This window comes from Mesorhizobium sp. M8A.F.Ca.ET.057.01.1.1, from assembly GCF_003952565.1.
Lineage (GTDB): Bacteria > Pseudomonadota > Alphaproteobacteria > Rhizobiales > Rhizobiaceae > Mesorhizobium.
Map to the genome: position 1 here is coordinate 1,821,182 of NZ_CP034454.1, position 24,076 is coordinate 1,845,257.

General features: G+C 65.1%; 20 protein-coding genes. 7 read left to right on the forward strand and 13 right to left on the reverse strand.

The window, feature by feature from the left end:
* Positions 1-23: 23 nt before the first annotated feature.
* Genes EJ077_RS08285 through EJ077_RS08300 form a run of 4 tightly spaced genes read left to right on the forward strand, consistent with a single transcriptional unit; the run spans position 24 to position 5,743 of the window.
* Complete coding sequence (locus EJ077_RS08285) at positions 24-2,090, forward strand: hydantoinase/oxoprolinase family protein (protein ID WP_208701083.1); 2,067 nt, start codon at positions 24-26, stop codon at positions 2,088-2,090.
* 4 nt (positions 2,091-2,094) lie between these two features.
* The gene (locus EJ077_RS08290) at positions 2,095-4,080 is read left to right on the forward strand and encodes a hydantoinase B/oxoprolinase family protein (RefSeq protein ID WP_208701085.1); all 1,986 of its coding nucleotides are present in this window, start codon (positions 2,095-2,097) and stop codon (positions 4,078-4,080) included.
* Positions 4,077-4,379 carry a (2Fe-2S)-binding protein gene (locus EJ077_RS08295; RefSeq protein WP_208701087.1) on the forward strand — a complete coding sequence of 101 codons (303 nt, stop codon included), beginning with the start codon at positions 4,077-4,079 and terminating at the stop codon, positions 4,377-4,379. Before EJ077_RS08290 ends, EJ077_RS08295 begins: the two co-directional genes overlap by 4 nt.
* Entirely contained in the window at positions 4,376-5,743 is a 1,368-nt protein-coding gene (locus tag EJ077_RS08300) for an NAD(P)/FAD-dependent oxidoreductase (protein ID WP_245458683.1), read from the forward strand. Before EJ077_RS08295 ends, EJ077_RS08300 begins: the two co-directional genes overlap by 4 nt.
* A gap of 44 nt (positions 5,744-5,787) precedes the next feature.
* On the opposite strand, the gene EJ077_RS08305 is transcribed toward EJ077_RS08300, so the two are convergent.
* Positions 5,788-7,113 carry an NAD(P)/FAD-dependent oxidoreductase gene (locus EJ077_RS08305; protein ID WP_208701091.1) on the reverse strand — a complete coding sequence of 442 codons (1,326 nt, stop codon included), beginning with the start codon at positions 7,111-7,113 and terminating at the stop codon, positions 5,788-5,790.
* A 219-nt stretch (positions 7,114-7,332) separates the two neighbouring features.
* Between EJ077_RS08305 and EJ077_RS08310 the strand changes: the two genes are divergently transcribed.
* Complete coding sequence (locus tag EJ077_RS08310; RefSeq protein WP_208701094.1) at positions 7,333-7,809, forward strand: Lrp/AsnC family transcriptional regulator; 477 nt, start codon at positions 7,333-7,335, stop codon at positions 7,807-7,809.
* 27 nt (positions 7,810-7,836) lie between these two features.
* Here the strand turns inward: EJ077_RS08310 and EJ077_RS08315 are convergent, their stop codons facing one another.
* The 7 genes from EJ077_RS08315 to EJ077_RS08345 all read right to left on the reverse strand — a co-directional run bounded on the left by EJ077_RS08315 (position 7,837) and on the right by EJ077_RS08345 (position 16,233).
* A complete protein-coding gene (locus EJ077_RS08315) occupies positions 7,837-9,486 on the reverse strand; it encodes an ABC transporter ATP-binding protein (protein WP_208701096.1) in 1,650 nt (549 codons plus the stop codon).
* On the reverse strand, positions 9,483-10,334 hold the full coding sequence (locus tag EJ077_RS08320; protein WP_208701098.1) for an ABC transporter permease: 852 nt from the start codon (positions 10,332-10,334) through the stop codon (positions 9,483-9,485). Before EJ077_RS08320 ends, EJ077_RS08315 begins: the two co-directional genes overlap by 4 nt.
* Positions 10,331-11,281 (reverse strand): ABC transporter permease, encoded by a 951-nt coding sequence (locus tag EJ077_RS08325; RefSeq protein ID WP_208701100.1) that lies wholly within the window; start codon positions 11,279-11,281, stop codon positions 10,331-10,333. The genes EJ077_RS08320 and EJ077_RS08325 overlap by 4 nt, the downstream gene beginning before the upstream one ends.
* A gap of 88 nt (positions 11,282-11,369) precedes the next feature.
* Entirely contained in the window at positions 11,370-12,980 is a 1,611-nt protein-coding gene (locus EJ077_RS08330; protein ID WP_208701102.1) for an ABC transporter substrate-binding protein, read from the reverse strand.
* A 66-nt stretch (positions 12,981-13,046) separates the two neighbouring features.
* On the reverse strand, positions 13,047-13,769 hold the full coding sequence (locus tag EJ077_RS08335; RefSeq protein WP_208701104.1) for an HAD-IA family hydrolase: 723 nt from the start codon (positions 13,767-13,769) through the stop codon (positions 13,047-13,049).
* Positions 13,770-14,006: 237 nt separating this feature from the next.
* Entirely contained in the window at positions 14,007-15,380 is a 1,374-nt protein-coding gene (locus EJ077_RS08340) for an aspartate aminotransferase family protein (protein ID WP_208701106.1), read from the reverse strand.
* Between the two features lie 13 nt (positions 15,381-15,393).
* On the reverse strand, positions 15,394-16,233 hold the full coding sequence (locus tag EJ077_RS08345) for a GNAT family N-acetyltransferase (RefSeq protein WP_208701109.1): 840 nt from the start codon (positions 16,231-16,233) through the stop codon (positions 15,394-15,396).
* Positions 16,234-16,551: 318 nt separating this feature from the next.
* On the opposite strand from EJ077_RS08345, the gene EJ077_RS08350 reads away from it, so the two are divergent.
* Both EJ077_RS08350 and EJ077_RS08355 read left to right on the forward strand, forming a co-directional pair.
* Entirely contained in the window at positions 16,552-17,220 is a 669-nt protein-coding gene (locus EJ077_RS08350) for a haloacid dehalogenase type II (protein WP_208701111.1), read from the forward strand.
* A 70-nt stretch (positions 17,221-17,290) separates the two neighbouring features.
* The gene (locus tag EJ077_RS08355) at positions 17,291-18,565 is read left to right on the forward strand and encodes an NAD(P)/FAD-dependent oxidoreductase (protein ID WP_208701113.1); all 1,275 of its coding nucleotides are present in this window, start codon (positions 17,291-17,293) and stop codon (positions 18,563-18,565) included.
* Positions 18,566-18,629: 64 nt separating this feature from the next.
* Here EJ077_RS08355 and EJ077_RS08360 read toward each other — a convergent pair whose 3' ends face one another.
* The 5 genes from EJ077_RS08360 to EJ077_RS08380 form a co-directional block, all read right to left on the reverse strand.
* Entirely contained in the window at positions 18,630-20,087 is a 1,458-nt protein-coding gene (locus EJ077_RS08360) for an NAD-dependent succinate-semialdehyde dehydrogenase (protein ID WP_208701115.1), read from the reverse strand.
* A 17-nt stretch (positions 20,088-20,104) separates the two neighbouring features.
* Positions 20,105-21,148: a tartrate dehydrogenase gene (locus tag EJ077_RS08365; RefSeq protein ID WP_208701117.1), complete on the reverse strand. Its 1,044-nt coding sequence runs from the start codon at positions 21,146-21,148 to the stop codon at positions 20,105-20,107.
* 14 nt (positions 21,149-21,162) lie between these two features.
* Entirely contained in the window at positions 21,163-22,626 is a 1,464-nt protein-coding gene (locus EJ077_RS08370; protein WP_208701119.1) for an aldehyde dehydrogenase family protein, read from the reverse strand.
* A gap of 138 nt (positions 22,627-22,764) precedes the next feature.
* Positions 22,765-23,118 carry a cupin domain-containing protein gene (locus EJ077_RS08375; RefSeq protein ID WP_208701121.1) on the reverse strand — a complete coding sequence of 118 codons (354 nt, stop codon included), beginning with the start codon at positions 23,116-23,118 and terminating at the stop codon, positions 22,765-22,767.
* 24 nt (positions 23,119-23,142) lie between these two features.
* A complete protein-coding gene (locus tag EJ077_RS08380; RefSeq protein WP_208701123.1) occupies positions 23,143-24,066 on the reverse strand; it encodes a 2-hydroxyacid dehydrogenase in 924 nt (307 codons plus the stop codon).
* Positions 24,067-24,076 lie beyond the last annotated feature (10 nt).

The following is a 24,076-nucleotide window of genomic DNA, read 5'->3' on the forward strand; positions in this document are numbered from 1 at the left end:
GGGGAGACAGGAAGGGACGCATCATGGATGGTGTCATGGCGACGGATGCAGCGCGAAACGGGGCCGACTGGAAGGTCGGCGTCGATATCGGCGGGACATTCATCGATTTCTGCGCGCTCGAGGCAAACTCTGGCCGCGTCGCCTCGCTGAAGGTGCTGACGACGCCGGAGGATCCGGGCGCCGAGCTGATGACCGGCCTCACTTTGCTGGCCGAGCGCGAAGGCTTCGATCCCACCCATATGACGCGCTTCGTGCACGGCACCACCGTCGGCATCAACACCATCATCCAGCGCAAGGGCGCGCCGCTGGCGCTGTTCACCAATGCCGGCTTCGAGGATGTCATCGAACTCGCCCGGCTTCGCATGCCGGACATGTATTCGCTGTTCTGCTCGCGGCCGGACCCGCTGATCTCGCGCGACATGGTGTTCGGCATTCCGGCTCGCATGCGCGCCGATGGCACCGAGTCCAAGGCGCCCGATATGGCGGTGGTGGAAAGCGCGGTTGTTGCGGCGAAAGCGAATGGGGCGCAAGGCATCATCGTGTCCTTCCTCCATGCCTGGCGCAACGCCGCGCAGGAAGCCTCCGTCAAGGCGGCGATCACGCGTCTGGCGCCCGACCTCTTCGTCTTCACTTCGGCCGAGGTCTGGCCGGTCATCCGCGAATATGAGCGCAGCTCAACCGCCATTCTCAACGGCTATGTCCATCCGCGCGTCTCGGGCTATCTGACGGCGCTGGAAGAGCGGCTGAAGGGGCGGGGCGTGCCGGCGCGCCCGATGCTGACCCAGTCGAATGGCGGGCTGATGAACGCCGCCGAAGGCAAGCATGCCTGCGTCAACATGCTGCTTTCGGGAACGGCCTCCGGCGTCATCGGCGCCTCCTGGCTGGCGCGTCAGGCCGGCCAGGATAGGATCCTTACGCTCGACATCGGCGGCACCTCGGCCGACTTCGCGCTCATCATCGACGGCGAGCCGCAATTCGGCACCGGCGAGCTGATCGGCGAATTTCCTCTCCATATCCCATCGGTGTCGGTCAGCTCGATCGGCGTCGGCGGGGGGTCGATCGCCAGCGTCGATGCGCAAGGCGTTCTGCGCGTCGGACCTGAATCGGCCGGCTCGACACCGGGACCGGCCTGCTATGGCCGTGGCGGCAACAGGGCGACGGTGACCGACGCCATGGTGGTGTGCGGATGGCTCGGCCACAGCGAGATGGCCTATGGCCAGCTCCGCATCGACACCGGGCTGGCGCAGCGCGCGGTCGGCGAGCTCGCGGCGCGGCTTGGCCGCTCGGTCGAGCAGACCGCGCAGGCGATCCTCGACATCGCCGTGTCGGAAATGTTCGTCGAGGTCGAGAAGCTCGCCTCGCGCGCCGGCGTCGACTTGCGCGATTTCACGCTGATGCCGTTCGGCGGCGGCGGCCCGATGCTCGGCGCCTTTCTTGCCCGCGAACTCGGCATGAAGCGCGTCATGGCGCCGCGCCGCCCTGGCGTTGTGTCGGCGCTCGGCGGACTGGTGGCGGATCTGCGCGGCGACTTCATTCGCACCATCTTCAGCCCACTGTCGGCGGCGTCGCTTCCCGTGATCCGCGACGCCTTCGCGGCGCTGGCGCAGGAGGGCCGCGACTGGCTCGCGGCGCAGGGGCATGATGCAGCCGCCGAACTCAATCTCTCCTGCGACATGCGCTATCTCGGGCAGAGCTATGAGATCGAGGTCGTGCTGCTGGCGGACGGCGACGCCGACGCAATCGAACAGGCATTCCACCGCACCCATGAGCAGCTCTATGATTTCCATGATCCCGAGGGTGCGATCGAGCTTGTGAACATCAGGCTCTCGGCGATAGGCGCGGGGCCGGCGCTCTCCTTTCCCGAGGCCGAAGAGATCGACGTTGCGGCCAGCCCGGCGCGCCGGCTTCCGGTCTATACGGGCCTGGGCGTCGAAACCGTCGATCTCCATGACCGGCAGACCCTTGTACCCGGCAGCACCTTCAACGGGCCTGCGGTGGTGGTGCAGGAAGACACCACTTTCGCCATTCCAGGCGGCGCGCAGGCGCGCGTCGACCGCCACCTCAACCTTCTACTGACCTTCGCGGAGTGACCCCATGTTTGACCGCACAAACCTTCAGGTCCTGGCCAACCATGCTCGCGCCGCCGCCGAGAACATGGCCCATACGCTACACCGCACCGCGCACTCGGCCTTCGTCAAGGAGACGCAGGATTTCACGGTGATGCTGATGGACCGTTCCGGGGCAACCTTCGCTGTCCCGATGGAACTCGGCGCCACCTGGTATCCCGGGCTTTCCTACAGCCGCGCGATCGCGATGGTCGACGACTACCGGCCAGGGGATGTTGCGTTCACCAACGATCCCTATTCCGGGTACGTCGCCACGCATGCGCCGGACACGCATCTGTGGAAGCCGGTCTTCGTCGATGGCGAAATCGTCGCCTGGACCGGCGGCCATATCCACAACACCGACATGGGCGGCGCGGTGCCGGCTTCGCTCAGCCGCGCGCTGACCGAAATCCATCAGGAGGGCATCCGCTTTCCGCCCATGAAACTGGTGCGGGAGGGCGTCTTCGACGAGATGATCCTGCGCATCATGAGCACCAATGTGCGCAAACCGGATCTCAACATTGGCGACATCAAGGCGCTGGTCGGCGCGCTCAATACCGGCGAGCGCAAGATCCAGGCGATGGTCAGGAAGTTCGGCAAGGCCGGTTTCATCGAAGGCGTTGCAGCGCTTCTCGACCATGCCGAGGCGCAGGCGCGCGATGTGCTGCGCGCAATCCCCGACGGCACCTGGGAGTTCGCCGACTATGCCGACGAGGATTCGGTCGAGGCCAATCCCTGCCGGCTGAAGCTGACGCTGACGATCAGGGGTGACGAGGCGGTGCTTGACTTCACCGGTTCCGATCCGCAACTCGGCTCTTCACTCAACGTGCCCTCGGGCGGTGATCCGCGCCACACCATGCTGCTCGTCGGCGTCTACTACGTGCTCTATACGCTCAACCCGAAAATCCTGCTCAACACCGGTCTCACCCGGCCGTTCACCTGCATCACGCCTGAAGGTTCGGTGCTGAACCCAATCCACCCCGCCGCCGTCGGCATGCGCTCGCTTACCTGCGCCCGGCTGCGCTCGGTCATCTTCGGCGCCTTCTCGCAGGCAGTGCCGGAGCGCCTGCCGGCGGCGCCGGCCGGCAACAATTGCATTGTCAACGTCATGACCACGGACGAGCGCACCAGCCGGAGTGTGATTGCGGCGGTGAACCCGGTCGTCGGCGGCGGCGGCGCGATGCCGCACCGCGATGGCACCAACGGATCGGGCGCCGACGCCGCCTACCTCAAGAACACGCCGATCGAGATCACCGAGACCGAGACTCCGGTCGAATTCGTCAAATATGGCCTCGCCAGGGATAGCGGCGGCGCCGGCCGCTGGCGCGGTGGGCTGGCGACCGAGATGGCGTTTCGCGTCTTTGCGCCCGACTCCAGGATCACGGCGCGCAATCGCGACCGCAGCTTCTTTCGCCCCTGGGGCGTGCTTGGCGGCAAGGCGGCCGGCCTGTCTGACATGGTCGTCAACCCGGGGACCGAGCACGAGCGGCGGCTGGGCAACATCGATACGGCGGTCCTGCAGCCCGGCGACATGCTCGAGATCCGCTCCGCCGGCGGCGGTGGGCGCGGCAACCCGCTTCAGCGCGAGCCCTGGCGGGTCGCGCAGGACGTGCGGCGCGGCTATCTGTCGCCAGCAGCGGCCGAGCGTGACTATGGCGTCGTCCTCCGCGACGGCGAGGTCGACGTGCAGGCGACGGAGCATTCGCGCGCAGGCAAGGAGGCATCGGCCGGCCATTTCCATTTCGGTCCGGAGCGCGACGGTTACGAAGCACAGTGGACGCCTGCTGCCTATGACAGGCTCCATGCGGTGCTGGATGCGTTGCCGATCCATTGGCGCTTCTTCGCCAAGACGGAGATCTTCCGCCGCATGAAAGGGCGCTCCGGGCCGGAGGGCGTTCAGGCGGCGTTCGATGCGGTCTGCGAACGCTTCCCCGAATTGCCGCGCCCTCGCTCCCTGCAAGAGGCAGCGGAATGAACACTGCCGGCCGCATCGTCCGGCTGGCCGAGCGCGACCGGGCGGAGGTGCAGTTCTGTCTCGACGGGCAGATGCGTTCCGCTCTTGCTGGCGACACTGTGCTGACCGCCATGCTGGTGTCGGGACATGCCTTGCGGCGCTCCGAGTTCGGATCAGAGCCGCGCGCCGGTTTCTGCCTGATGGGCGCCTGCCAGGATTGCTGGATATGGCAGGAGGAAGGTCCGCGCTTGAGGGCATGTTCGACGCCGGTCACCAAAGGCATGCGGCTGTGCACGACGGCGCCGGAGAGCTGGCCGTGAGCGGGACTTCACCGCGATGGATCGTGATTGTCGGCGCCGGTCCCGCAGGGATAAGGGCTGCCGCGACGCTGGTCGAAGCCGGGCTTCATCCGGTGGTGATCGACGAAGGGCATCGCTCGGGCGGGCAGATCTATCGCCGTCCGCCGGACGGATGCGTCCGTACGCCGGAGCAGCTTTACGGGTCGGAAGCGGCAAAGGCGCGTGCGCTCCATTCACTCTTCGACCGGCTGGTCGAAGAGGGACGGCTCACCCATTGCGCGGGCAGTTCGGTCATCGCCATCCACGACGGGCAGTTGCACATTCTGGGAGAGGCCGGGGTGACGGTGATCTCCTGTGACAGCCTGATCCTTGCCACCGGCGCGTTCGACCGTGTCGCTCCGGTCCCCGGCTGGCAGACCGCCGGGGTCTACAGCCTGGGGGCGGCACAGATCGCCCTGAAGGCCCAGGGCGTGGCGCTTGGACTGCGCATCGTGCTCGCTGGATCGGGGCCTCTGCTGACGCTGGTCGGCGCGCAGCTACTCAAGGCTGGAGCGGATGTGGCGACGGTGCTGGATACCTCATCCTGGCGGCAGCAGATGCGTGGATTCTCAGGCCTTGCGGCTAGGCCGCTGGTCGCGCTGCGTGGCCTGGCTCTGCGGGCGCATCTCGGCCGCCGCTATCATGCCGGCGTGACGCTGGAGCGCATCGAGGCCGACGAGCAAGGTGTCACAGCCTTGCATTGGCGCGACGCCGGCGGCCGGCAGCAGCAGACTCCTTGCGACATGGTCGGTATGGGCTGGCACCTGCGGGCTGAGACACATCTCGCCGATCTGGCGGGATGCACTTTCACCTACGACGAGCAATGGCAGCAATGGCTGCCGAAGGCCGACGTAATGGGCCGGGCCGGCAACGGTGTCTACCTTGCCGGCGATGGGGTCCGTATTCTCGGCGCGGATGGCGCGGAGATCGCTGGACGCCTCGCCGCCGCTGCATGTCTTGCTGATCTCGGCTATCAGGCGCCGTCCGCCGGCGCCGATCTGCGCAAGCTCGCGCGGCTCGAGCGCTTTGCCGGTGGACTGGCGCGCGCCTTTCCCTGGCCGGCGGCGATGGTCCGGGCACTTCCCGGCGATGCGATCGTCTGCCGCTGCGAGAACGTCACGGCCGCAGCCGTGCGCGAGGGCGCGGATTTAGGCGGCGGTGAAGCCAACCGGGTGAAGTCGCTTTCACGCGTCGGCATGGGGCGATGCCAGGGGCGCTATTGCCAGTTGGCCGCCGTCGAACTCGTCGCGGCGCAAGCCGGCTGTGCGCCCGAGGCCGTCGGCCGGTTTCGCGGGCAGGCTCCTGTCCGGCCGGCGCCTATCAGTGCCTTTCTTCGGGAGGACTGATGCGATTGCCAAAGCCGCGCCCGGATGTCGGCATGGATGACATCTCAGAAATCGGCGACCTTGCCCCAGACCGAACCATCGAAGCGGCGCGGGTCGTAGGATGTCGCATCGACGATCGGTTCCGACCCGGTCACCAGATCTGCGACCAGATGCCCGGCGCCAGGCCCGATGCCGAAGCCATGTCCCGAGAAGCCGGCGGCGAGGAAGAAACCCGGAACGCTGTGGATCGCGCCGATGGCGGGCACACCGTCCGGCGTGCTGTCGATATAGCCGGCCCACACGGCTTCTATCCTGGTCTGGCGCAGCGCCGGCAGCAGCTCGAGCGCGCGGGCATGGGTCAGGCGAATGGTCGACTGGTCCGGAGCCGGATCGAGGATGCGCATCCGCTCCATCGGCGTCGGCCGGTCGAGCCGCCAGCGCCGCAGCGTTTCGTGCCCCGAACGCATGCCTTGCAAGCCGCCGGGCCCAAGGCTTCGCCAGCGCTTCAGGAACATGGGCACGAACTGCGACGAGAACCGCAGCAATTGCCGTGTCATGTCGACGCGTCCGCGTCCGCTGATGGCGAGCGTATAGCCGCCATCGCTGCGACGGGTAGTCGATATGCTTTTCGTGTGCAAAGCATCCGGCAGTCCCTCCGCGCCGGGCGATACGGACAGGATGGAAGAACGCACCGACGCCTGTGGAAAGCGGAAACCGAACTGGTGGCAAAAGGAAGAGGCCCACGCGCCGCCGGCCATGATAGCTGCCTTGGTCCGGATTGTTCCCCTCTCCGTGACCACGCCGCTCAGGCGTCCGCCCTCGGTCTCGATGCCGCGCGCGGCGCAATTCTGATGCACCGTGCCGCCAAGCTTGACGATGGCGCGGGCGACCGCCGGCGCGGCGCGCGACGGGTCGGCGGTGCCGTCGGTCGGCGAGAAGACGCCACCCTTCCAGCTCCGTCCCGTGGCGCGGCCCCGCTCGCCGGCCTCGGCGCTGTCGAGCATGTGCGTGGTGACACCGGCTGTCGTGGCGAAGTCGCGCCAGCGCGCCCAGCCGGCAAGTTCGGCGTCGTCATTGCTGAGATAGAGCAGGCCGCAGCGGCGAAAGCCGGTATCTTCGCCGGTCTCCGCCGCAAAACTGTCCCACAGGTCGAGGCTTCGTGTCGCCATCGGCAGCTCGCGGGCGTCGCGGTTCTGCTGGCGGCACCATCCCCAGTTCCTGCTCGATTGCTCGGCGCCGACGCGTCCCTTTTCGACCAGCGCGACCTTCAACCCGCGCCGGGCCAGGTAATACGCCGCAAAGACCCCGACGATGCCGGCGCCGATCACCACTACATCGGCGGATTGCGGCAGTTCGCCGGACGTTTCGATTTGCTGCAGCGGCGCGCGCATGGTTCTCTCTGTCTTGAAGCGCCACTCTATCGCGTCGCGCTGGCAGTCGCTGCCGCAGTTGCGGTCGAAGCAGAATTTTATTCCGGCAGCCGCATTGAAATCGCGAGTCCCTGCGTTTTAAAGCCGTATCCGCTCGGATGGACAGGCCAGCGGGCTGTGGTAGTCTCAACGGTCACCAGCAAGGCAGCATTTTGTGCTGCTGTACTCCGGAGGCAAATCGTGAAACTGGATCGGATCGATATCAAGATTCTTCACGAGCTGCAGAAGAACGGCCGCATCACCAATGTGGAACTGGCCGAACTGGTCCATCTGTCGCCGAGCCCATGCCTGATGCGGGTCAAGCGACTGCAGTCCGAGGGCTACATCGAGGGCTATTCGGCGCAGATCAACATCGGCAAGCTCGGCCAGACGCTGACCGTGTTCACCGAAATCACCTTGAAGAACCACCGCCAGGTCGACTTCGCCCGCTTTCTCGCCGTCGTCGAAAAGATCGAGCAGGTCATCGAATGCCATCTGGTGTCGGGCGGCTACGACTACCTGATGAAATTCGTCACCTCTGGCATCGGCGAGTATCAGACGATCATGGAGCGGCTGACCGACATGGATATCGGCATCGACAAGTATTTCAGCTTCGTCGTGCTGAAGTCGCCGATCGTGAAGGCGCACATGCCGCTGCCCAGCCTGTTTCCGCGGTAGAGCCTACGCGCGAGGTCCACGGCCTCGTCAGCGATGGCCGTACTGGCTGACGAGCTCCGGGTCGCGCACCAGGCCGTCGAGCCAGGTCGGATCGAGCTTCGGTACTGAGGAGAACAGAAGCTTGGAATAGGGGTGGGTGGCTGCCTTCACCTTGTCGGGGGTGATCTGCTCCACCCGCTCGCCATTGTACATGACCATGATCTCGTCGCAGATGGCCTCGACCACCGAGAGGTCGTGGCTGATGAAGATGTAGGAGAGACCCAGCTCGCGCTGCAGCTCCTTGAGCAGTTCGATCACGGCGGACGCCACCACCGTGTCGAGCGCCGAAGTGATTTCGTCGCATATGATGAGCTTGGGGTTGGCTGCCAGGGCGCGCGCGAAGTTGACGCGCTGCTTCTGACCGCCTGACAGTTCGGATGGATGGCGGTAGCGCAGCGCCTTGGGCAGGCGCACCATGTCGAGTAGTTCGTCGACGCGCTTCGAGCGCGCCTGCTTGTCGAGCCGGTGATAGAAGGCCAGCGGCCGGGCGATGATGTCTTCCACCGGCTTGGCCGGATTGAGCGCGGTGTCGGCATACTGAAACACGATCTGCATTTCGCGCAGTTGGTCCTGACTGCGATTGCCAGCCGCGCGCTGCAGTTCCTTGCCGTCGAAGACGATGTCGCCGGCCGCCGCCGGATGGATGCCGGCGATGACCCGCGCCAGTGTCGACTTTCCGCAGCCGGATTCGCCGATGACGCCGAGATTGCGTCCCTTCTCCACCACCAGGCTGACGGAATTGACAGCGCGGATGAGTGGCAGTCCGTCCTCCCGCGCCGCGCCATAGCCGGCGGTCACATTGTCGATGCGCAGCAGCTGGTTGGTCGAGGCCTCCGCCTGGGCTTGCCGCCGTTTCGGCTCGAAAGCGGCCAGCAGTTCGCGCGTATAGGGGTGCTGGGCAGCCGAAAGAATCTGAGCGGTCGTCCCCGTCTCCTGCACTTCGCCACCCTTCAGCACCACGATGCGGTCGGCGATCTGGGCGACGACCGCGAGGTCGTGGGACACGTAGACGCCGGCGATACCGCCAGCCCGCATGACCGACTTGAAGGCCTTCAGCACGTCGATCTGCGTCGTCACATCGAGCGCCGTCGTCGGCTCGTCGAAAATGACCAGCTTGGGATCGCCGATCAGCGCCATGGCCGCCGACAGCCGCTGCAACTGCCCGCCTGAAACCTGGTGCGGATAACGCGCGCCGATCCCGTCCGGATCCGGCAGCGACAAGGCCCGGAACAGCTCGACCGCCCGCTTGCGCGCCTGTTCGGGCGGCATTAGCCTGTGGATCCGCGTCACCTCGATCACCTGCTCCATGATGGTGGATGCGGGGTTGAAGGAGGCGGCCGCGCTTTGCGGAACATAGGCGATGTCGGTGCCGCGCAGCTTCGCCCGTTCCTTCTCGGAAAGTGCCGCCATGTCCTTGCCGTTGACGTTGATCGCGCCGCTGGTGATCCGGCAGCCGGGCCGCGCATGGCCCATGAGCGAAAGGGCCACCGTCGTCTTGCCGGAGCCACTCTCTCCGATCAGCGCAATGATCTCGCCGTCGGCGATGTCGAGGCTGACGCCCTTGATGATTTCGACGACGCGCCCGGCATCGGTGGTCGCCTCGATCTTCAGGTTCCTGACCTCGACGAGATTGGTCATGCGTCCCGGTCCCTGATCTTCTTCGGCAAATTGTCGATCAGCAGGTTGACGCTGATGGTGAGGCTGGCGATCGCCAGCGAGGGCACGAGGACGGCAGGGGCCGCGAAGGGCAGGCCACCGATGTTTTCGCGCACCAGCGCGCCCCAGTCGGCGAGCGGCGGCTGCAGGCCGAGCCCGAGGAAGGACAGGCCGGACAGCAGGAGCACGATGAAGACGAAGCGCAGGCCGAAGTCGGCCAGCACCGGGCGGATGATGTTCGGCAGGATTTCGGAGCCGATGAGGTAGATGGTGCTTTCGCCGCGGACGCGGGCGACCGTCATGAAGTCCATCGTGTTGATGTTGACCGCAAGCGCCCGTGCAAAACGGTAGGCGCCGGGAATGTAGATGACGGCGAGCGTCAGGATCAGCACCGGGATCGACGAGCCGACCGCGGCGACGACCACGAGGCCAAACAGCTTGCTGGGGATGGAGTTCATGGCGTCGAGGAAGCGGCTGAGGCAGGTGTCGAGCCAGCCACCGGTCACCGCCGCGATCATGCCGAGCACGACGCCTGAAAAACAGGCGATGGTGACGGCGGCGAGCGATATGCCGACGGTATAGCGCGCGCCCATCAGCACGCGCGAGAGCATATCGCGGCCCAGATAGTCCGAGCCCAGCCACAACCCTTGGCGCATCGGGCCGAAATAATCGTCGTCGACGATGTCGCCGATCGAGTGGGGAATGATATAGGGCGCGAAGATGGCGATCAGCGTCCACGCCAGGATGACCAGCGCGGCGATCACGCCTACAAGATTGTAGCTGTGGCCCAGGAAGGATCGTCGGGAGGCTGCCGCGCGCGCCATGGTCATCTGAGCCTCGGATTGGACATGATGGCGATGATGTCGGCGGCGGTGATGAGCAGGAGATAGCCGAGGCAGAAGATCATCGCGCAGCTCTGGATCAGCGGCAGGTCGCGGGTCGCGACCGCATCGACCATCAGCTTGGCGATACCGGGATAGTTGAAGATCGTCTCGACGATGATGACGCCGCCGACCAGATAGGACAGCGACAGCGCCACCGCGTTGACAATCGGGCCGAGCGCATTGGGCAAAGCGTGCTTCAGCACCATGCGGCTGCGCGACGCGCCCTTGAGGAGCGCCATCTCGACATAGGGCGTGGAAAGCGTTTCGATCACCGCGGCGCGGGTCATGCGGATCATCTGGGCGGAGATGACGAAAGTGAGCGTGATGACCGGCATCGCATAGATGCGCACGAGATCGGTCAACGAATGCGCCTCGTTGACCGAGGACAGCGCCGGCAGCCATCTGAGATAGACGGCGAACACCAGCACCGCCAGCGTCGCGACCATGAACTCCGGCACGGAAATGATGCCGATCGAAAGAATGGTGACGGTGCGGTCGTAGATGGAACCGCGCAGCATCGCGGCGGTGATGCCAAGCGTCAGCGCCAGCGGCACCGAGAGCAGCGTGGTGATGCCGGCGAGTTCCATCGTGTTGACGAAGCGCCCGCCGATCAGCTTGGCGACCGGCATCTCGTTGGCATAGGAGGTGCCGAGGTCGCCATGCAGCAGGCCGAAAAGCCAGCGCAGGAAGCGCAGAATCGCCGGATCGTTGAGATGCATGGCCTCGCGCAGGCCAGCGACCGCCTCCGGTGTCGCCGCCTGGCCAAGCAGGATCGACGCGGTGTCGCCGGGCAGCATGCTGGTGGCGAAGAACACCGCGAACAGCACGATCAGCAGGGTGACGATGGTGGTCGCCAGCCGCTTCAGCACGAGGTTGAGGACCCCGGATTTCATGGAAGCGCTCCCTGCTGCCGCGTGCGGCCGGTTGATCTCGCGCATGGCAGTACCGGAGGCCGGCCGATCGGCCTCCGGCAGGCGCCTCTCAGGCCTCGAGCCAGAGGTATTCCGCCATTGCATAGCCCATCATGCCACCGAGCGGGTTCGCCTCCAAACCTTTCACCTTGCTGGAGAGCGCATCCACGTTGGAAATATAGGCGGGGATGATGGTGCCGGCCTCCTCGGAGACCATGGACTGCATCTGGCCGTAGATCTCCTTGCGCTTGGTCTGGTCGAGCAGGCCGCGCGCCTCGACGAGCAGCTTGTCGAACTTCTCGGATTTGTACTGGCTCTCGTTCCAGGGCGCGTTGGAGGCGTAGAGCAGCGAGAACAGGATGTCCGGCGTCGGGCGCGGATTGATGTTGCCGAAATGGATCGGCGCCTTGAGCCAGTAATTGTCCCAGTAGCCGTCGGCCGGGACGCGCTGGACGTCGAGCTTCATGCCGATATCCGCGCCGGCGGCCTGGATGATGACAGCCATGTCGATCGACGAGGTCGCGGCGTCGGAAGCGATCACCGGGATGGACTGGCCGAGCAGGCCTGACTTCTGGAAGTGGAACTTCGCCTTGTCCGGGTCGAAAGCCTTCGGCTTGACCTCGGGATTATGGAAGATATTCGCCGGCGAGACGGGCTGGTCGTTGCCGATTTCGCCGAGGCCGCGCAATGCCGATTTGACGATCTGCTCGCGGTTGACGAGGTACTTCATGCCGGCAACGAAGTCGGCCTTGCTGCCCGGATCCATGTCGAGCCGGATGTTGAGGTCGGTGTAGTTGCCCGAGGTGGTCTTCGACAGCTCGAAGCCCTGCTGGCCGCCGATGAGCTTCATCGCACGCGGATTGATCGAGGCGGCAAAATTGATGTCGCCGGAAAGCAAGGCGTTGACGCGGGCGCTGTCGTCGCTGATAGCGATGAACTCGAAGGAGTCGAGATAGGGCTTGCCCGGCTTCCAGTAGTTCTTGTTCTTGGTAACCACCGAGCGCACGCCCGGCTCGAACGTCTGCAGCACGAAGGCGCCGGTGCCATTGCCCTTGGAGAAGTCGGTGGTGCCGTTCTGGACGATCATGAAGTGATGCAGCGCCAGGATGGTCGGAAGGTCGGCATTCGGGTCGGCGAGCGTGATTTCCACGGTCGATTTGTCGACCGCCTTGAAGCCGGTCATTTGCGCGGCGATCTTGGCGACCTTGGAACCGACCGCCGGATCGAGATGACGCTTCAGCGAGAAGACGACGTCATCGGCGGTTAGGTCCTTGCCGTCGTGGAAGGTGACGCCCTTGCGCAGCTTCACCGTCCAGGTCTTGGCGTCCTTGCTGTCGAAGCTCTCGGCCAGCTCCATCTGCGTGACGCCCTCCTTGTCGAGGAAGGTCAGGCGGTTGTAGAGCGAGCAGCAGCGGACATAGTCGGTGGAGAGTGACGCCTTCGCCGGATCGAGCGTGTCGGCGGTCGAGGACGACCAGCCGGCCGCCTTGAACGTTCCGCCGGAAACCGGCGTGGCCGCGACTGCGTTCGTGGCCCGGCCGAGCACCATGCTGCCCGCGGCAACCGCGGCGCCGCCGGCCAGCAGCATCTTGAGGAGTTCGCGGCGGCTCGCGCCCCGCCGGATGGCGTTTTCGACCATGGCATCGTCTGCGCTGGTCCAGTTGGTGATCTTGTCGGTCATGTCATTCCCCTTTCTGTTGGTTTCTCGGTCCGGATGCTCGTCTTGCCGCGCGCTTTCCGGCCTGGCTCAGGTTCGTTCCTTCAGACTTTCCCGCACGGCTGCCGCCAGGGCGGCCATCGAGGTGAAGTGGTGGTCCGGCTTGGTAAAGCGTTCGGGCTCGATCGTGCCGCCATAGCCCTTCCGGGCGTGCCGGCGCTCGATCCAGCAATTGGTCATGCCAAGCGCCCGGGATATGCCGATGTCGTGGTACTGACTTTGCGCGACATGCAGGATGTCGTCCTTGCTGTCGCCACGGGCAGCCACGAAGTCGAAGACCTTCTCGAAGAAAGCCGGGTCCGGTTTCTCTGTGCCTGTATCGTCCGCCGTGAAGGTGGCGAAAAAGGGCAAGCCGAGCTGCTTTTCGAAATGGTCGAGCGCCCAGCGCCGGGCATTGGTCATGGCAATCAGCCTGTGCGACTTGGCAAGGTCGGCCATCGCCGCCGCGCTGTCGGGGAAGCCTTTCCAGAGGCTGGCCGAATCCCGCAGGCGGATGCCATGTTTCTCGTCTGCTGGCAGGCCGAGCCGCGGCGCGATGACCCTGTAGACACGCACGAGATCGTCAGGAAACAAGCCTGCGTCCGGCATGTAGCGGGCCTGCCGGTAGAGTGCCAGCGCCTCTTCGCCGTCGATCGAGACCCCGGCTTCGGCGGCAATGCCAGCCAGGCAGCCCGTTATGCCGCCTTCGAAGTCGATCAGCGTGCCGACCACGTCGAAGGTCATGTATTTGAATTCGCTAAAGCCCCTGGCCAAAACTGGCTCTCCTTTGCGCGCGGCCGAAATGCATGTGCTGAACAGAACAAAATTCCGTGCTGTCCGGGGCGTCGGCCTTTTTCGAGTGCCCGGAACTACGGGCTTTCTGGCCTTGTCTTAACTGTAGTCTGGCACTTCCCCCGCGCTGGATTCGCCGAAAAGGCGCGGGGCCGCGGCACAAAATTGCGAAATCGTCCGCCCCGGCGATATTTCGAGATGCGAAGAAATCGCCGCCTTTCATGCCATCGCCTGGCGGACATCTGGATCGGCCAGCGTCTGGTCGAGCGTTCGGCGCGTGCGCTCGATGATCGCATCGATATCGCTGTCCGTGCAGCAGAGCGGCGGTGCGTAGCCGAGAACCCCATGCGCAAAGGCACGGATGATCAGGCCGTTGTCCCAGGCCCTGTCGAAGACCCGCCGCGCCGGCATCGCCGAGGCGGGAAGCGGTGTCTTCTTCTGCTTGTCGGTCACCAGTTCGACCGCAGCAAGCATACCGCGACCGCGCACGTCGCCGACCAGCGGGTGGTCGCTCAGTTCCGCCAATCCCGCCATCAGGCGGGCGCCGGCCTTGATGCCGTTCTCCAGGAGGCCGTTCTCATAGAGCTTCAACACTTCGAGCGCGACGGCGGCGCTGACGGGATGGGCGGAATAGGTGTAGCCATGGCCGACCGCCGAGTTGCCCGCGCCATCGGCGATGACATCATAGACATGATCGGCCATGAACACGGCGCCCATCGGAACGTAGCCCGAGGTCAGACCTTTCGCCGTCGTCATGAAATCGGGAACGATGTCCTCTTCCGTGCAGGCGAAAAGGGGGCCTGTGCGGCCGAATCCGGTGATCACCTCGTCGGCGATGAACAGGATGCCGTATGACCGGCAGAGTTCCCGTATCGCCTTGATCCAGCCTGTCGGCGGCACGATGACGCCGCCCGAGCCCTGGATGGGCTCGGCATAGAAGGCGGCGACCCGCTCCGGCCCGATCGCGTCGATCTTGGCCTTCAGCGCGGCGAGCGACGCGGCGATGATCGTGTTGCCGTCTTCGCCAACCGGGTTGCGGTAGGGATAGGGCGAGGGAATCTTGTGCTGCCATTCGAAGGGAATGCCGAAACCGGCGTGAAAGGCGGGGAGCGCAGTCAGGCCCGCGCCGACCACCGATGATCCGTGATAGCCCTGCTCGATCGAAATGAACTGGTCGCGCTGCGGCTCGCCCTTGGCGTTCCAGTAGTAGCGGACGAAACGGATCGTGCTGTCGACCGCGTCCGATCCGCCGAGCGTGAAATAGACGTGGTTCAGATCGCCAGGCGCGCGCTCGGCCAGCTCCGAAGCAAGCCGGATGGCCGGCTCCGAGCCGAGGTCGAAATAGGCGGTGGCATAGGGAAGCTCGCGCATCTGCCGGGTGGCTGCCTCGACGATGCTGTCGTGGCCATAGCCGGCGTTGACGCACCACAGCCCGGCGAACCCGTCGACGAGCTGCTTGCCGGACGCGTCGGTCACGGTCGCGCCCTTTGCCGATTTCAGCACGCGCACGCCGAGCGCCTCATGGCCGCGATAGGACGAGACCGGATGGATGAGATGGGCGCGATCGAGTTCGATCAGGGAATTGGCGAGCATTGTTGTCTCCGAACTAACCGAGCGCCTGGTTGGCGAGGGCGTAAATTTTTGGCCGAGGCTGTGCCGCGCCCTGCCTGGACGGACGGTCCATGGTCACGCCGCCGCCGACATGGGCGAGGCCGATTTCCGTGAGCCAATCGGCGATGCCGGTCCTGCTGTCGGTGTCGACACGCAGGAAGGCGCCGGGGCGCGACGCGGCGAAGAAGCTGATCAAGGCCCTGGCATCCTCGACATTTCCGGCGATGACCGGGCCGATCACTTCGCCGCGCCCGAACGGACGGATCGCTGCATAGGCCTCGATGTCGCCATTGCGGCGGATGACCGCGAATTGCCCTCGCTCGGCCAGCGCATCGATCAGGGCCTCGCGGTCGGCGCCATAGGCGTCGCGGTCCATGGTCTTGATGTCCGCCAGGTCGTTGGCGCCTGCGGCCTCGACGCCGCCGGGAGCGCTAAGCGCCGCCACGTTACCCTGATGCTGCACGACGGTGCCGGAAGGCACGAAGCCCAGTTTCTCGTAGAGGGGCATGCCGTCCCGCGTCGCCACAAGCCGCAGCGGACGGTCCTCGGCAAGCGCGAAGGCCTGTTCCATCAGCCGGCGCCCGAGCCCCTTGCCCCGCACGTTCCTGTCGACGATCACCATGTTGATCATGGCGCAATCATCGCCATAGGGCGTCACCAGGATGGTTCCGGTGACCTGGCCGTGGTCGCCGAGCGCAACCACGCCGCTCGAGAGCTGCAGCGCCATCTGCCAGTCCTGCGCGCGATGCGGCCAGTTCTCCTGACGAGAAAGCGCCACGGCGCCCTCGATATGGTCCGGCCCGAAGTCCCGGATTTCGATCTCGTCCTGCTGCATGAGGCGTCCTTCCGTCTGCCTGTAAGTCTCGACCATCATCGCGCCGCAGATCGTCTGAAGGCATCGGCTTCGGCGGTATCTTTCGCCGTAGCGCGAGGCGTGCGCCGCATCTTGTGCTGGCGCCGCCTGCTGCGGACGCGTTTCGGGTCGAGGAAGGCGTTCCGATTGGCCGTCAGCATGCTACAGCGTGCCAAACGGGACGCTGGATACGGAACTTTCTGCTTTCGGAAGGGCCATTTCGGTCAGTTGGCTCGTCGCCTGCCCGCCTATGATGAAGTGCATCCCATCGCTTGTGTGCTTCCACGGAGATCGACTGCTATGGCTTCCTTCAGGCCCAAATACATCACCTTCGACTGCTACGGCACGTTGACCAATTTCCAGATGGCGGAAGCGGCGCGCGATCTCTACGGCAGCCGGCTCGACGAACCGCGCATGCAGGAATTCATCAAGAACTTCGCGGCCTATCGGCTCGACGAGATCCTGGGCGACTGGAAGCCTTATGCCGACGTCGTCCACAATTCGCTCGAGCGGGCCTGCAAGCGCAACGGCGTCGCCTTCAGCCCCGACGATGCCAAAATGGTATATGAGCGTGTCCCGACCTGGGGTCCGCATGCGGACGTTCCTGCCGGCCTGGCCAAAGTCGCCAAGGAAATTCCGCTGGTCATTCTGTCAAACGCCATGAACGCGCAGATCATGTCCAATGTCGAGAAGCTCGGCGCGCCGTTCCATGCCGTCTATACGGCCGAGCAGGCGCAGTCCTACAAGCCCCGCTTCAGGGGATTCGAATACATGCTCGACATGCTGGGTTGCGGCCCGGAGGACATCCTCCACTGCTCGTCCTCGTTCCGCTACGACCTGATGTCGGCGCACGATCTCGGCATCGAGAACAAGGTCTGGGTCAATCGCGGCCACGAGCCGGCCAACCCGTACTATGGCTATGTCGAGATCTCAGACATATCAGGCCTTCCGGGCGTGGTCGGTCTCTAGAACAACAAGCGCGTAGCGCTTGCCTTGGGAATTGCGTCAAGCCAAACAGTCTAGGACAGGCGGGTTGCCGATGAAACTGGTCTCCTACTGGCACGATACGGCCCCTATATTCTCCGGCGGAGCGCCAGGCCCGGTCGAGGGGCACTACGATGCCGCCATCGTCGGCGGCGGCTTTACCGGTCTTGCCGCCGCGTACCGGCTGGCCAAGGCCGGCGCCAGGGTCGTCGTGCTGGAGGCGGAGCGGGTCGGCTGGGGGGCGTCCGGCCGCAATGGCGGCCACCTGAACAACGGCCTCGCCCACAGCTATCTCTCAGCCAAGGCGGAACTCGGCAAGGAACGCGCAATCGCGCTCTACAGGGCGCTGGATGATTCCGTCGACACCATCGAGGCGCTGGTCGCCGAGGAGGGTATAGACTGCAATTTCCGCCGCGCCGGCAAGCTCAAGCTCGCCTCCAAGCCGCAGCATTTTGAATCCATCGCCCGCAACTTCGAAGCCATCCATGCCGAGGTTGATGCGGATACGGCGCTGCTGTCGGCGGCCGATCTCAAATCCGAGATCGGTTCGCCCTTCCATGGTGCGATGCTGTCGAAGAAGAGCGCCATGATGCATATGGGCCGCTATGTTACCGGCTTGGCGACGGCAGCCGCCCGCCATGGCGCGGTCATTCACGAGAACACCAGGGTCACGGACCGCAAGCAGGCTGGCGTCCGGCATGAACTGACCACCTCGCGCGGCCGCATCGGCGCCGACAATGTGCTGGTGGCGACTGGTGCTTACACCACGCCCAATTTCGGCTATTTCCGCCGCAGGATCATTTCGGTCGGCAGCTTCATCATCGCCACGCGACCGCTGAGCGACACCGAGATCGCTGCCACCATGCCGGGCAACCGGACATGCGTGAACTCGATGAACATCGGCAACTACTTCCGGCTCTCGCCCGACAATCGCCTGATCTTCGGCGGCCGCGCACGCTTCTCCGCGACATCGGACCAGCGCTCCGACGCCAGGAGCGGCCAGATATTGCAGGCAAGCCTCGCGGCGATCTTTCCTCAGCTTGCCAGGGTCGAGATCGACTATTGCTGGGGCGGGCTGGTCGACATGACAAAGGACCGCTTCCCGCGCGCCGGCTACCATGACGGGGTCTGGTACGCGATGGGCTATTCCGGCCATGGCGCGCAGCTTTCCACGCATCTCGGCATGATCATGGCCGATGCCATGCTCGGCCGGGAGGACCGCAATCCGCTGAAGGGGCTCGAGTGGCCTGCCATTCCCGGCTATTCCGGCAAGCCCTGGTTCCTGCCGATGGTCGGTCTCTACTACAAGGCGCTGGACCGGATTCAGTAGGGCAGTAAGGCAGTAGGGCAGTAAGGCAGTAAGGAGGCAGTCTATTCCCTACTGCCCTACTGCCCTACTGCCCTATCCCCATATGAAAGCTCTTCATCTCGAGATATTCCTCGATACCGGCTTGCGCGCCCTCGCGCCCGAGGCCTGACTGCTTGACGCCGCCGAAGGGTGCTACCTCGATCGAGACCGAACCGGTGTTCAAGCCCACCATGCCGAACTCCAATGCCTCGCCGATCCGCCAGGCGCGCTTCAGGTTCTCGGTGTAGAAGTAGGAGGCGAGCCCGTAGGGCGTGCCATTGGCCAGCGCGATCGCTTCCTCTTCGGTTTCGAAACGGAAAAGCGGCGCGACAGGGCCGAAGGTTTCCTCGCTGGCAAGCTGCATGTCATGCGTGGCGCCGGTCAGCACCAGCGGTGCGACATATTGCGGACCCTCAGGCAGGGCCGGTCTCTCGGTGATGATCTCGGCACCCTTGGCGAGCGCGTCCTCGACGTGGCGGTTGATCTTCTCGACCGCCGCCATGTTGATCATCGGGCCGATGGCGACGCCGGGCTGCGTGCCGGGTCCCACCGTCATGGCGTTGACGCGGGCGGTAAGCTTCGCGGCGAAGGTGTCGTAGACGCCGGCCTGGACGAGGATACGGTTGGCGCAGACACAAGTCTGGCCGCCATTGCGGAATTTCGAGATGAGCGCGCCTTCGATGGCGAGATCGAGGTCGGCGTCGTCGAAGACGATGAAGGGTGCGTTGCCGCCGAGTTCGAGGCTGAGCCGCTTCACGCTGTCGGCGGCGCCGCGCATCAGCAGCGAGCCGACCCGCGTCGAGCCGGTGAAGGAGATCTTGCGCACCGTCTCGTTAGCCATGATCTCGTTGCCGATTTCGGTCGGCATGCCGGTGACGATGTTGATGACGCCGGTGGGGATGCCGGCGCGTTCGGCAAGCACGCCGAGCGCCAGCGCCGAATAGGGCGTGAACTCGGACGGCTTGATGACCACCGTGCAGCCCGCGGCCAGCGCTGGCGCGACCTTGCGGGTGATCATCGCATTGGGAAAGTTCCACGGCGTAATGATGCCGCAAACACCCACGGGCTCCTTCAGCACGACAATGCGGCGGTCCGGGGTGGGCGAGGGGATGGTGTGGCCGTTGATGCGGCGCGCTTCCTCCGCGAACCATTTGACGAAGGAGGCGCCGTAGCGGATCTCGCCCTTGGCCTCGTCCAGCGGCTTGCCCTGTTCGGTCGTCAGGATCAGCGCCAGATCGTCCAGATGCGTGAGCATCAGGGCATGCCACGCTTCCAGGAGGGCAGCGCGCTCGGCGTTGGTCTTTTTCCTCCAATCCCGATAGGCGGAAGCTGCGGCCTCTATGGCCGCACGGGTCTCCGCGCCAGCCATGTCGGGCACTGCGCCGATCGCCGACTGGGTCGCAGGGTCGAGGACATCGACTGTTTTGCCGGAACCGGGAGCAGCCCACCTGCCGCCGATCAGACCGGCTTCACGGAACAGACTTTTGTCTTTCAGGTTTTTCATCGAGAACAACCTTGCAATCAGGTGAGCGCGGCGATGACGGCGGCCGTGATGGCCTCCGTTCGGTCCTTGCCGGGAGCGGTGCCAATGCCGCGCGCGGTTGTCGCTTCTACGGCTTTCATGATGCGGCCGGCGGCAGCTGTCTCGCCGAGATGTTCCAGCATCATCGCCCCGGACCATATGGTGGCGATCGGGTTGGCGATGTCGAGATGCGCTATGTCGGGCGCCGAGCCATGCACCGGCTCGAACATCGACGGTGCCGAACGGTCGGGATTGATGTTGGCGGAGGCGGCGTAGCCGAGCCCGCCCTGTATCGCCGCGCCGATGTCGGTCAGTATGTCGCCGAACAGGTTGGAGGCGACGACCACGTCGAGGGTCTCAGGCGCCATGATCATGCGCGCGGCGAGCGCATCGACGTGGTAGCTGGTGACAGTGACATCGGGATACTCCGCCGCCAGCTTGCGCGTGACCTCGTCCCAGAACACCATCGAATATTTCTGCGCGTTCGACTTGGTGACGGAGGCAAGCTTGCCGCGCCGCGCCCGCGCCTGTTCGAAGCCGAAGCGCAGGATGCGCTCGACGCCGGCGCGGGTGAAGATCGAGGTCTCGACAGCCACCTCGTCCAGCGTACCTTGATGCACGCGCCCGCCGGCCCCCGAATATTCGCCTTCGGTGTTCTCGCGAATGCACAAAATGTCGAAGCTCTCGGCCCGCAGCGGTCCTGTCACACCCGGCAGCAGCCGGTGCGGCCGAATGTTGGCGTACTGCACGAATGCCTTGCGGATTGGCAGCAGCAGGCCGTGCAGCGAAACCGAATCCGGCACTTCCGCTGGCCAGCCGACGGCGCCCAAAAGAATGGCGTCGAAGCCGCGCAAGGTTTCGATAGCGTCTTCCGGCATCATGCGGCCGGTATCCCTGTAGAATTTGCAGGACCAGGGAAATTCGGTTCCGGCCAAGGCAAAGCCGGCGTGTTCGGCCGCCGTCTGCAACACGGACCATGCGGCGGCGGTCACATCAAGGCCGATGCCGTCACCGGGGATCAGGGCGATCGAATAGGACTTCATCGGCATCTTTCTAGCTAAAGGCTGATCAGGACGCTCTTGGTCCTGCGATTGGCGAGGTAGGCTTCGCGACCGAGGTCCTTGCCGATGCCGGAGCGCTTGTAGCCCCCGGTCGGCAGGATGTGGTCGCGCGAGCGGCTGTAGCGGTTGACCCAGACGGTGCCGGCTTCGAGCTTGCGCGCCAAGCGGATGGTGCGGGAGAGGTCTGACGTGAACAGGCCGGAAGCGAGCCCGTAGGTCGGATGGCTGGACAGCGCCAGCGCCTCTTCCTCGCTCTCGAAGGTCTGGACGGTCAGGACCGGGCCGAAGATTTCCTCAACGATCGCCGGATTGGCCTGGTCGACATTCGCGATCAGCGTCGGCTCGTAGAAGTAGCCGAGATGGTCCATGCTATTGCCGCCGGTCAGGCATTCGCCGCCGGCCGCGACCGCGCCGCGCACGATGCTGTCGATACGCGCCCGCTGCCGCTCGGAGATGATGGGTGAATACTTCGTCGTGGCGTCCCATGTCGGGCCGGGCCGGGCCGCCTTCATCTTCTCCAGGATGGCGGCCGTCAGCCGGTCGGCGACGCTCTTCTCGACGATCAAGCGCGTGCCGGCGACGCAGGCTTGGCCGGCATTGAAGGTGACGCTGCCGGCGATCGCGGATGCCGCTTTGTCGAGATCGGCATCGGCAAAGACAAGCTGGGGGCTCTTGCCGCCGAGTTCCAGCGTCATCGGCTTGACGCCGGTGCGGGCGACATTCTCCATGATGGCCGAGCCGGCGCGGGTCGAGCCGGTGAAGGAGACCTTGGCGATCTCGGGATGGCCGGTCAGCGCCGTGCCGGTGGTCAGCCCATCGCCGAGCACCACGTTAATCAGTCCTTCCGGCAGACCGGCTCTCGCGGCGAGCTGTGCCAGATAGATGGCCGAGAAGGGCGTCATCTCCGACGGCTTCAGCACGACCGCGTTGCCGGCGGCCAGCGCCGGGCCAAGCTTCCAGCCGGCCATCGAGACGGGAAAATTCCAGGGAGTGATCGCGCCGACGACGCCATAAGGTTCGCTCATGATCATGCCGAGGCTGGCGTCGTCGGTCGGCGCGAGCTCGCTGCCTTCCTTGTCGGCGAATTCGGCGAAGAAGCGGATCTGTTCGGCGGTGACGGCGATGTCGCCGGCGACCAACTGGCCGACCGGCCGAGTCGAGCTCAGCGCCTCGATGCGGGCCAGCGTCGCCGCTTCCGCCTCGATCAGGTCGGCCCAGGCCTGGAGCGCCCTGGTGCGCTCGCGTGGCCTGACGCCGCCCCAGTTGCTGGCCTTCAGCGCCGCCTTGGCGCTGTCCACCGCACGCTCGACCAAGTCAACGCCGGCCACGGGGCAGTCGGCGTACGACTTGCCGTCCGACGGGCGGCGCATCTCGATCCCGCCCTCGATCGGGATCAATTCCCCGCCGATGAAATGGCCGACGGGGAGGGAGATTTTATCGGGATCGAAGCTCAGGCTCATCGACAACCACTCTGCGGCACCGGCAGAAGCCTAGCGCGTGGCGGCACGCAGCATGCGCTGTTCGGCGTTCCGCCACCGACGAATGTTGCGTGCCGGGCCTTAGAGACGGCAAAATCTTCCGTGCGAGGATGTGCCTCGCTATCCGACGGTCACATAGATCTTGCGCACCGTTTCGATGGTCTTCCAGACGCCGGTGAAGCCAGGCTTCATCACAAAGCTGTCGCCGGCGCCGTAGGTCATCGGTTTGCCGCCGTCCGGCGTGATTTCGACCACGCCGGAGAGGATGTGGCAGAACTCGAAGGTCTCGCCCTTGATCGAGCGCGTCTCACCCGGCGTCGCTTCCCAGACGCCAGTGCGGACGAGATCGTCCTTGGCGGCGTCCTGCGCCCAAGTCTTGAAGGCCGGGCTGCCGGCAATTAGCCGTTCTGGCAGTGCCTTGGATTCGCGCGGCGAAAAGGCTGGGTTGGTGTCGACGGTCTTGAGCAGGGACAAGGGAAACGCCTTTCGTGTTGGACTTCAATAACCGCGCGACCGGTCGACGAGCCCGACAGGATCAAGGCCGGCGCGATAACGTCTGATGTTTTCGACGACGGCCCGCGCGGCGCTGGCGGGCTGGGTCACGCTAGCGACATGCGGGGTCAGGATGACCTTCGGATGCGACCAGAACGGATGGCCCGCTGGCAGTGGTTCGGGATCGGTGACGTCGATCATCGCCGCCGAAAGATGGCCGCTGTCGAGCGCGGCGACAAGGGCTTCATGGTCGAGTTGCGGTCCCCGGCCAGCGTGGACGAGCGCCGCGCCCTTGGGCAGTTGCGCGAACAGGTCGGCATCGAGGAAGCGGCGCGTCTCCTCGGTCAGCGGCAGCAGACAGATCAGTATGTCGCTGACCGCGAGCATCTCGTTCAACCCCAGCTCGCCGTGATGACAGGTCACGCCTTCGATCCGCCGGGGCGAGCGGCTCCATCCGGCGAGTGGGAACCCGAAGGGCTTCAGGCGGTCGAGGACGGCTTGGCCGAGCTGCCCGAGGCCGAGCACGCCGATCCGGCGTGATCCGGCCTGGAGCTGCGCGACATCAGCCCATTCACCCGCGCGCTGCTGCGCCAGATATCGAGGCAGGTTGCGGTGGAGCGCGAGCACGGCAAGCGTCACATATTCCTGCATCATACGCACGATGCCTTCCTCGATCATGCGCACGATCTTCACCTTTGCAGGCACCGTATCGAGGCGAAGCTGGTCGACACCGGCGCCGATGGAAAACAGGATTTCCAGTTTCCTGTAGCGGGCGAGATTATCCGGCACCGTCCAGCTGATCAGATAGCGCACGGCATCGGGATCGACCGTTGCGGCATCCATCGTGAAGGGGACGTCGGGCAGTTCTCGCGCGAATGCCTCGGCGAAGATCACCCCGCGCTGCGCATCGGAATTGAACAGGAATGTCATTCCGTTCCTT

Coding starts and splice junctions, on each gene's coding strand:
- EJ077_RS08285 (WP_208701083.1), top strand. CDS start 24: ATGGATGGTGTCATGGCGACGGATGCAGCGCGAAACGGGGCCGACTGG.
- EJ077_RS08290 (WP_208701085.1), top strand. CDS start 2,095: ATGTTTGACCGCACAAACCTTCAGGTCCTGGCCAACCATGCTCGCGCC.
- EJ077_RS08295 (WP_208701087.1), top strand. CDS start 4,077: ATGAACACTGCCGGCCGCATCGTCCGGCTGGCCGAGCGCGACCGGGCG.
- EJ077_RS08305 (WP_208701091.1), bottom strand. CDS start 7,113: ATGCGCGCGCCGCTGCAGCAAATCGAAACGTCCGGCGAACTGCCGCAA.
- EJ077_RS08315 (WP_208701096.1), bottom strand. CDS start 9,486: ATGACCAATCTCGTCGAGGTCAGGAACCTGAAGATCGAGGCGACCACC.
- EJ077_RS08320 (WP_208701098.1), bottom strand. CDS start 10,334: ATGACCATGGCGCGCGCGGCAGCCTCCCGACGATCCTTCCTGGGCCAC.
- EJ077_RS08325 (WP_208701100.1), bottom strand. CDS start 11,281: ATGAAATCCGGGGTCCTCAACCTCGTGCTGAAGCGGCTGGCGACCACC.
- EJ077_RS08330 (WP_208701102.1), bottom strand. CDS start 12,980: ATGACCGACAAGATCACCAACTGGACCAGCGCAGACGATGCCATGGTC.
- EJ077_RS08340 (WP_208701106.1), bottom strand. CDS start 15,380: ATGCTCGCCAATTCCCTGATCGAACTCGATCGCGCCCATCTCATCCAT.
- EJ077_RS08345 (WP_208701109.1), bottom strand. CDS start 16,233: ATGCAGCAGGACGAGATCGAAATCCGGGACTTCGGGCCGGACCATATC.
- EJ077_RS08350 (WP_208701111.1), top strand. CDS start 16,552: ATGGCTTCCTTCAGGCCCAAATACATCACCTTCGACTGCTACGGCACG.
- EJ077_RS08355 (WP_208701113.1), top strand. CDS start 17,291: ATGAAACTGGTCTCCTACTGGCACGATACGGCCCCTATATTCTCCGGC.
- EJ077_RS08360 (WP_208701115.1), bottom strand. CDS start 20,087: ATGAAAAACCTGAAAGACAAAAGTCTGTTCCGTGAAGCCGGTCTGATC.
- EJ077_RS08365 (WP_208701117.1), bottom strand. CDS start 21,148: ATGAAGTCCTATTCGATCGCCCTGATCCCCGGTGACGGCATCGGCCTT.
- EJ077_RS08370 (WP_208701119.1), bottom strand. CDS start 22,626: ATGAGCCTGAGCTTCGATCCCGATAAAATCTCCCTCCCCGTCGGCCAT.
- EJ077_RS08380 (WP_208701123.1), bottom strand. CDS start 24,066: ATGACATTCCTGTTCAATTCCGATGCGCAGCGCGGGGTGATCTTCGCC.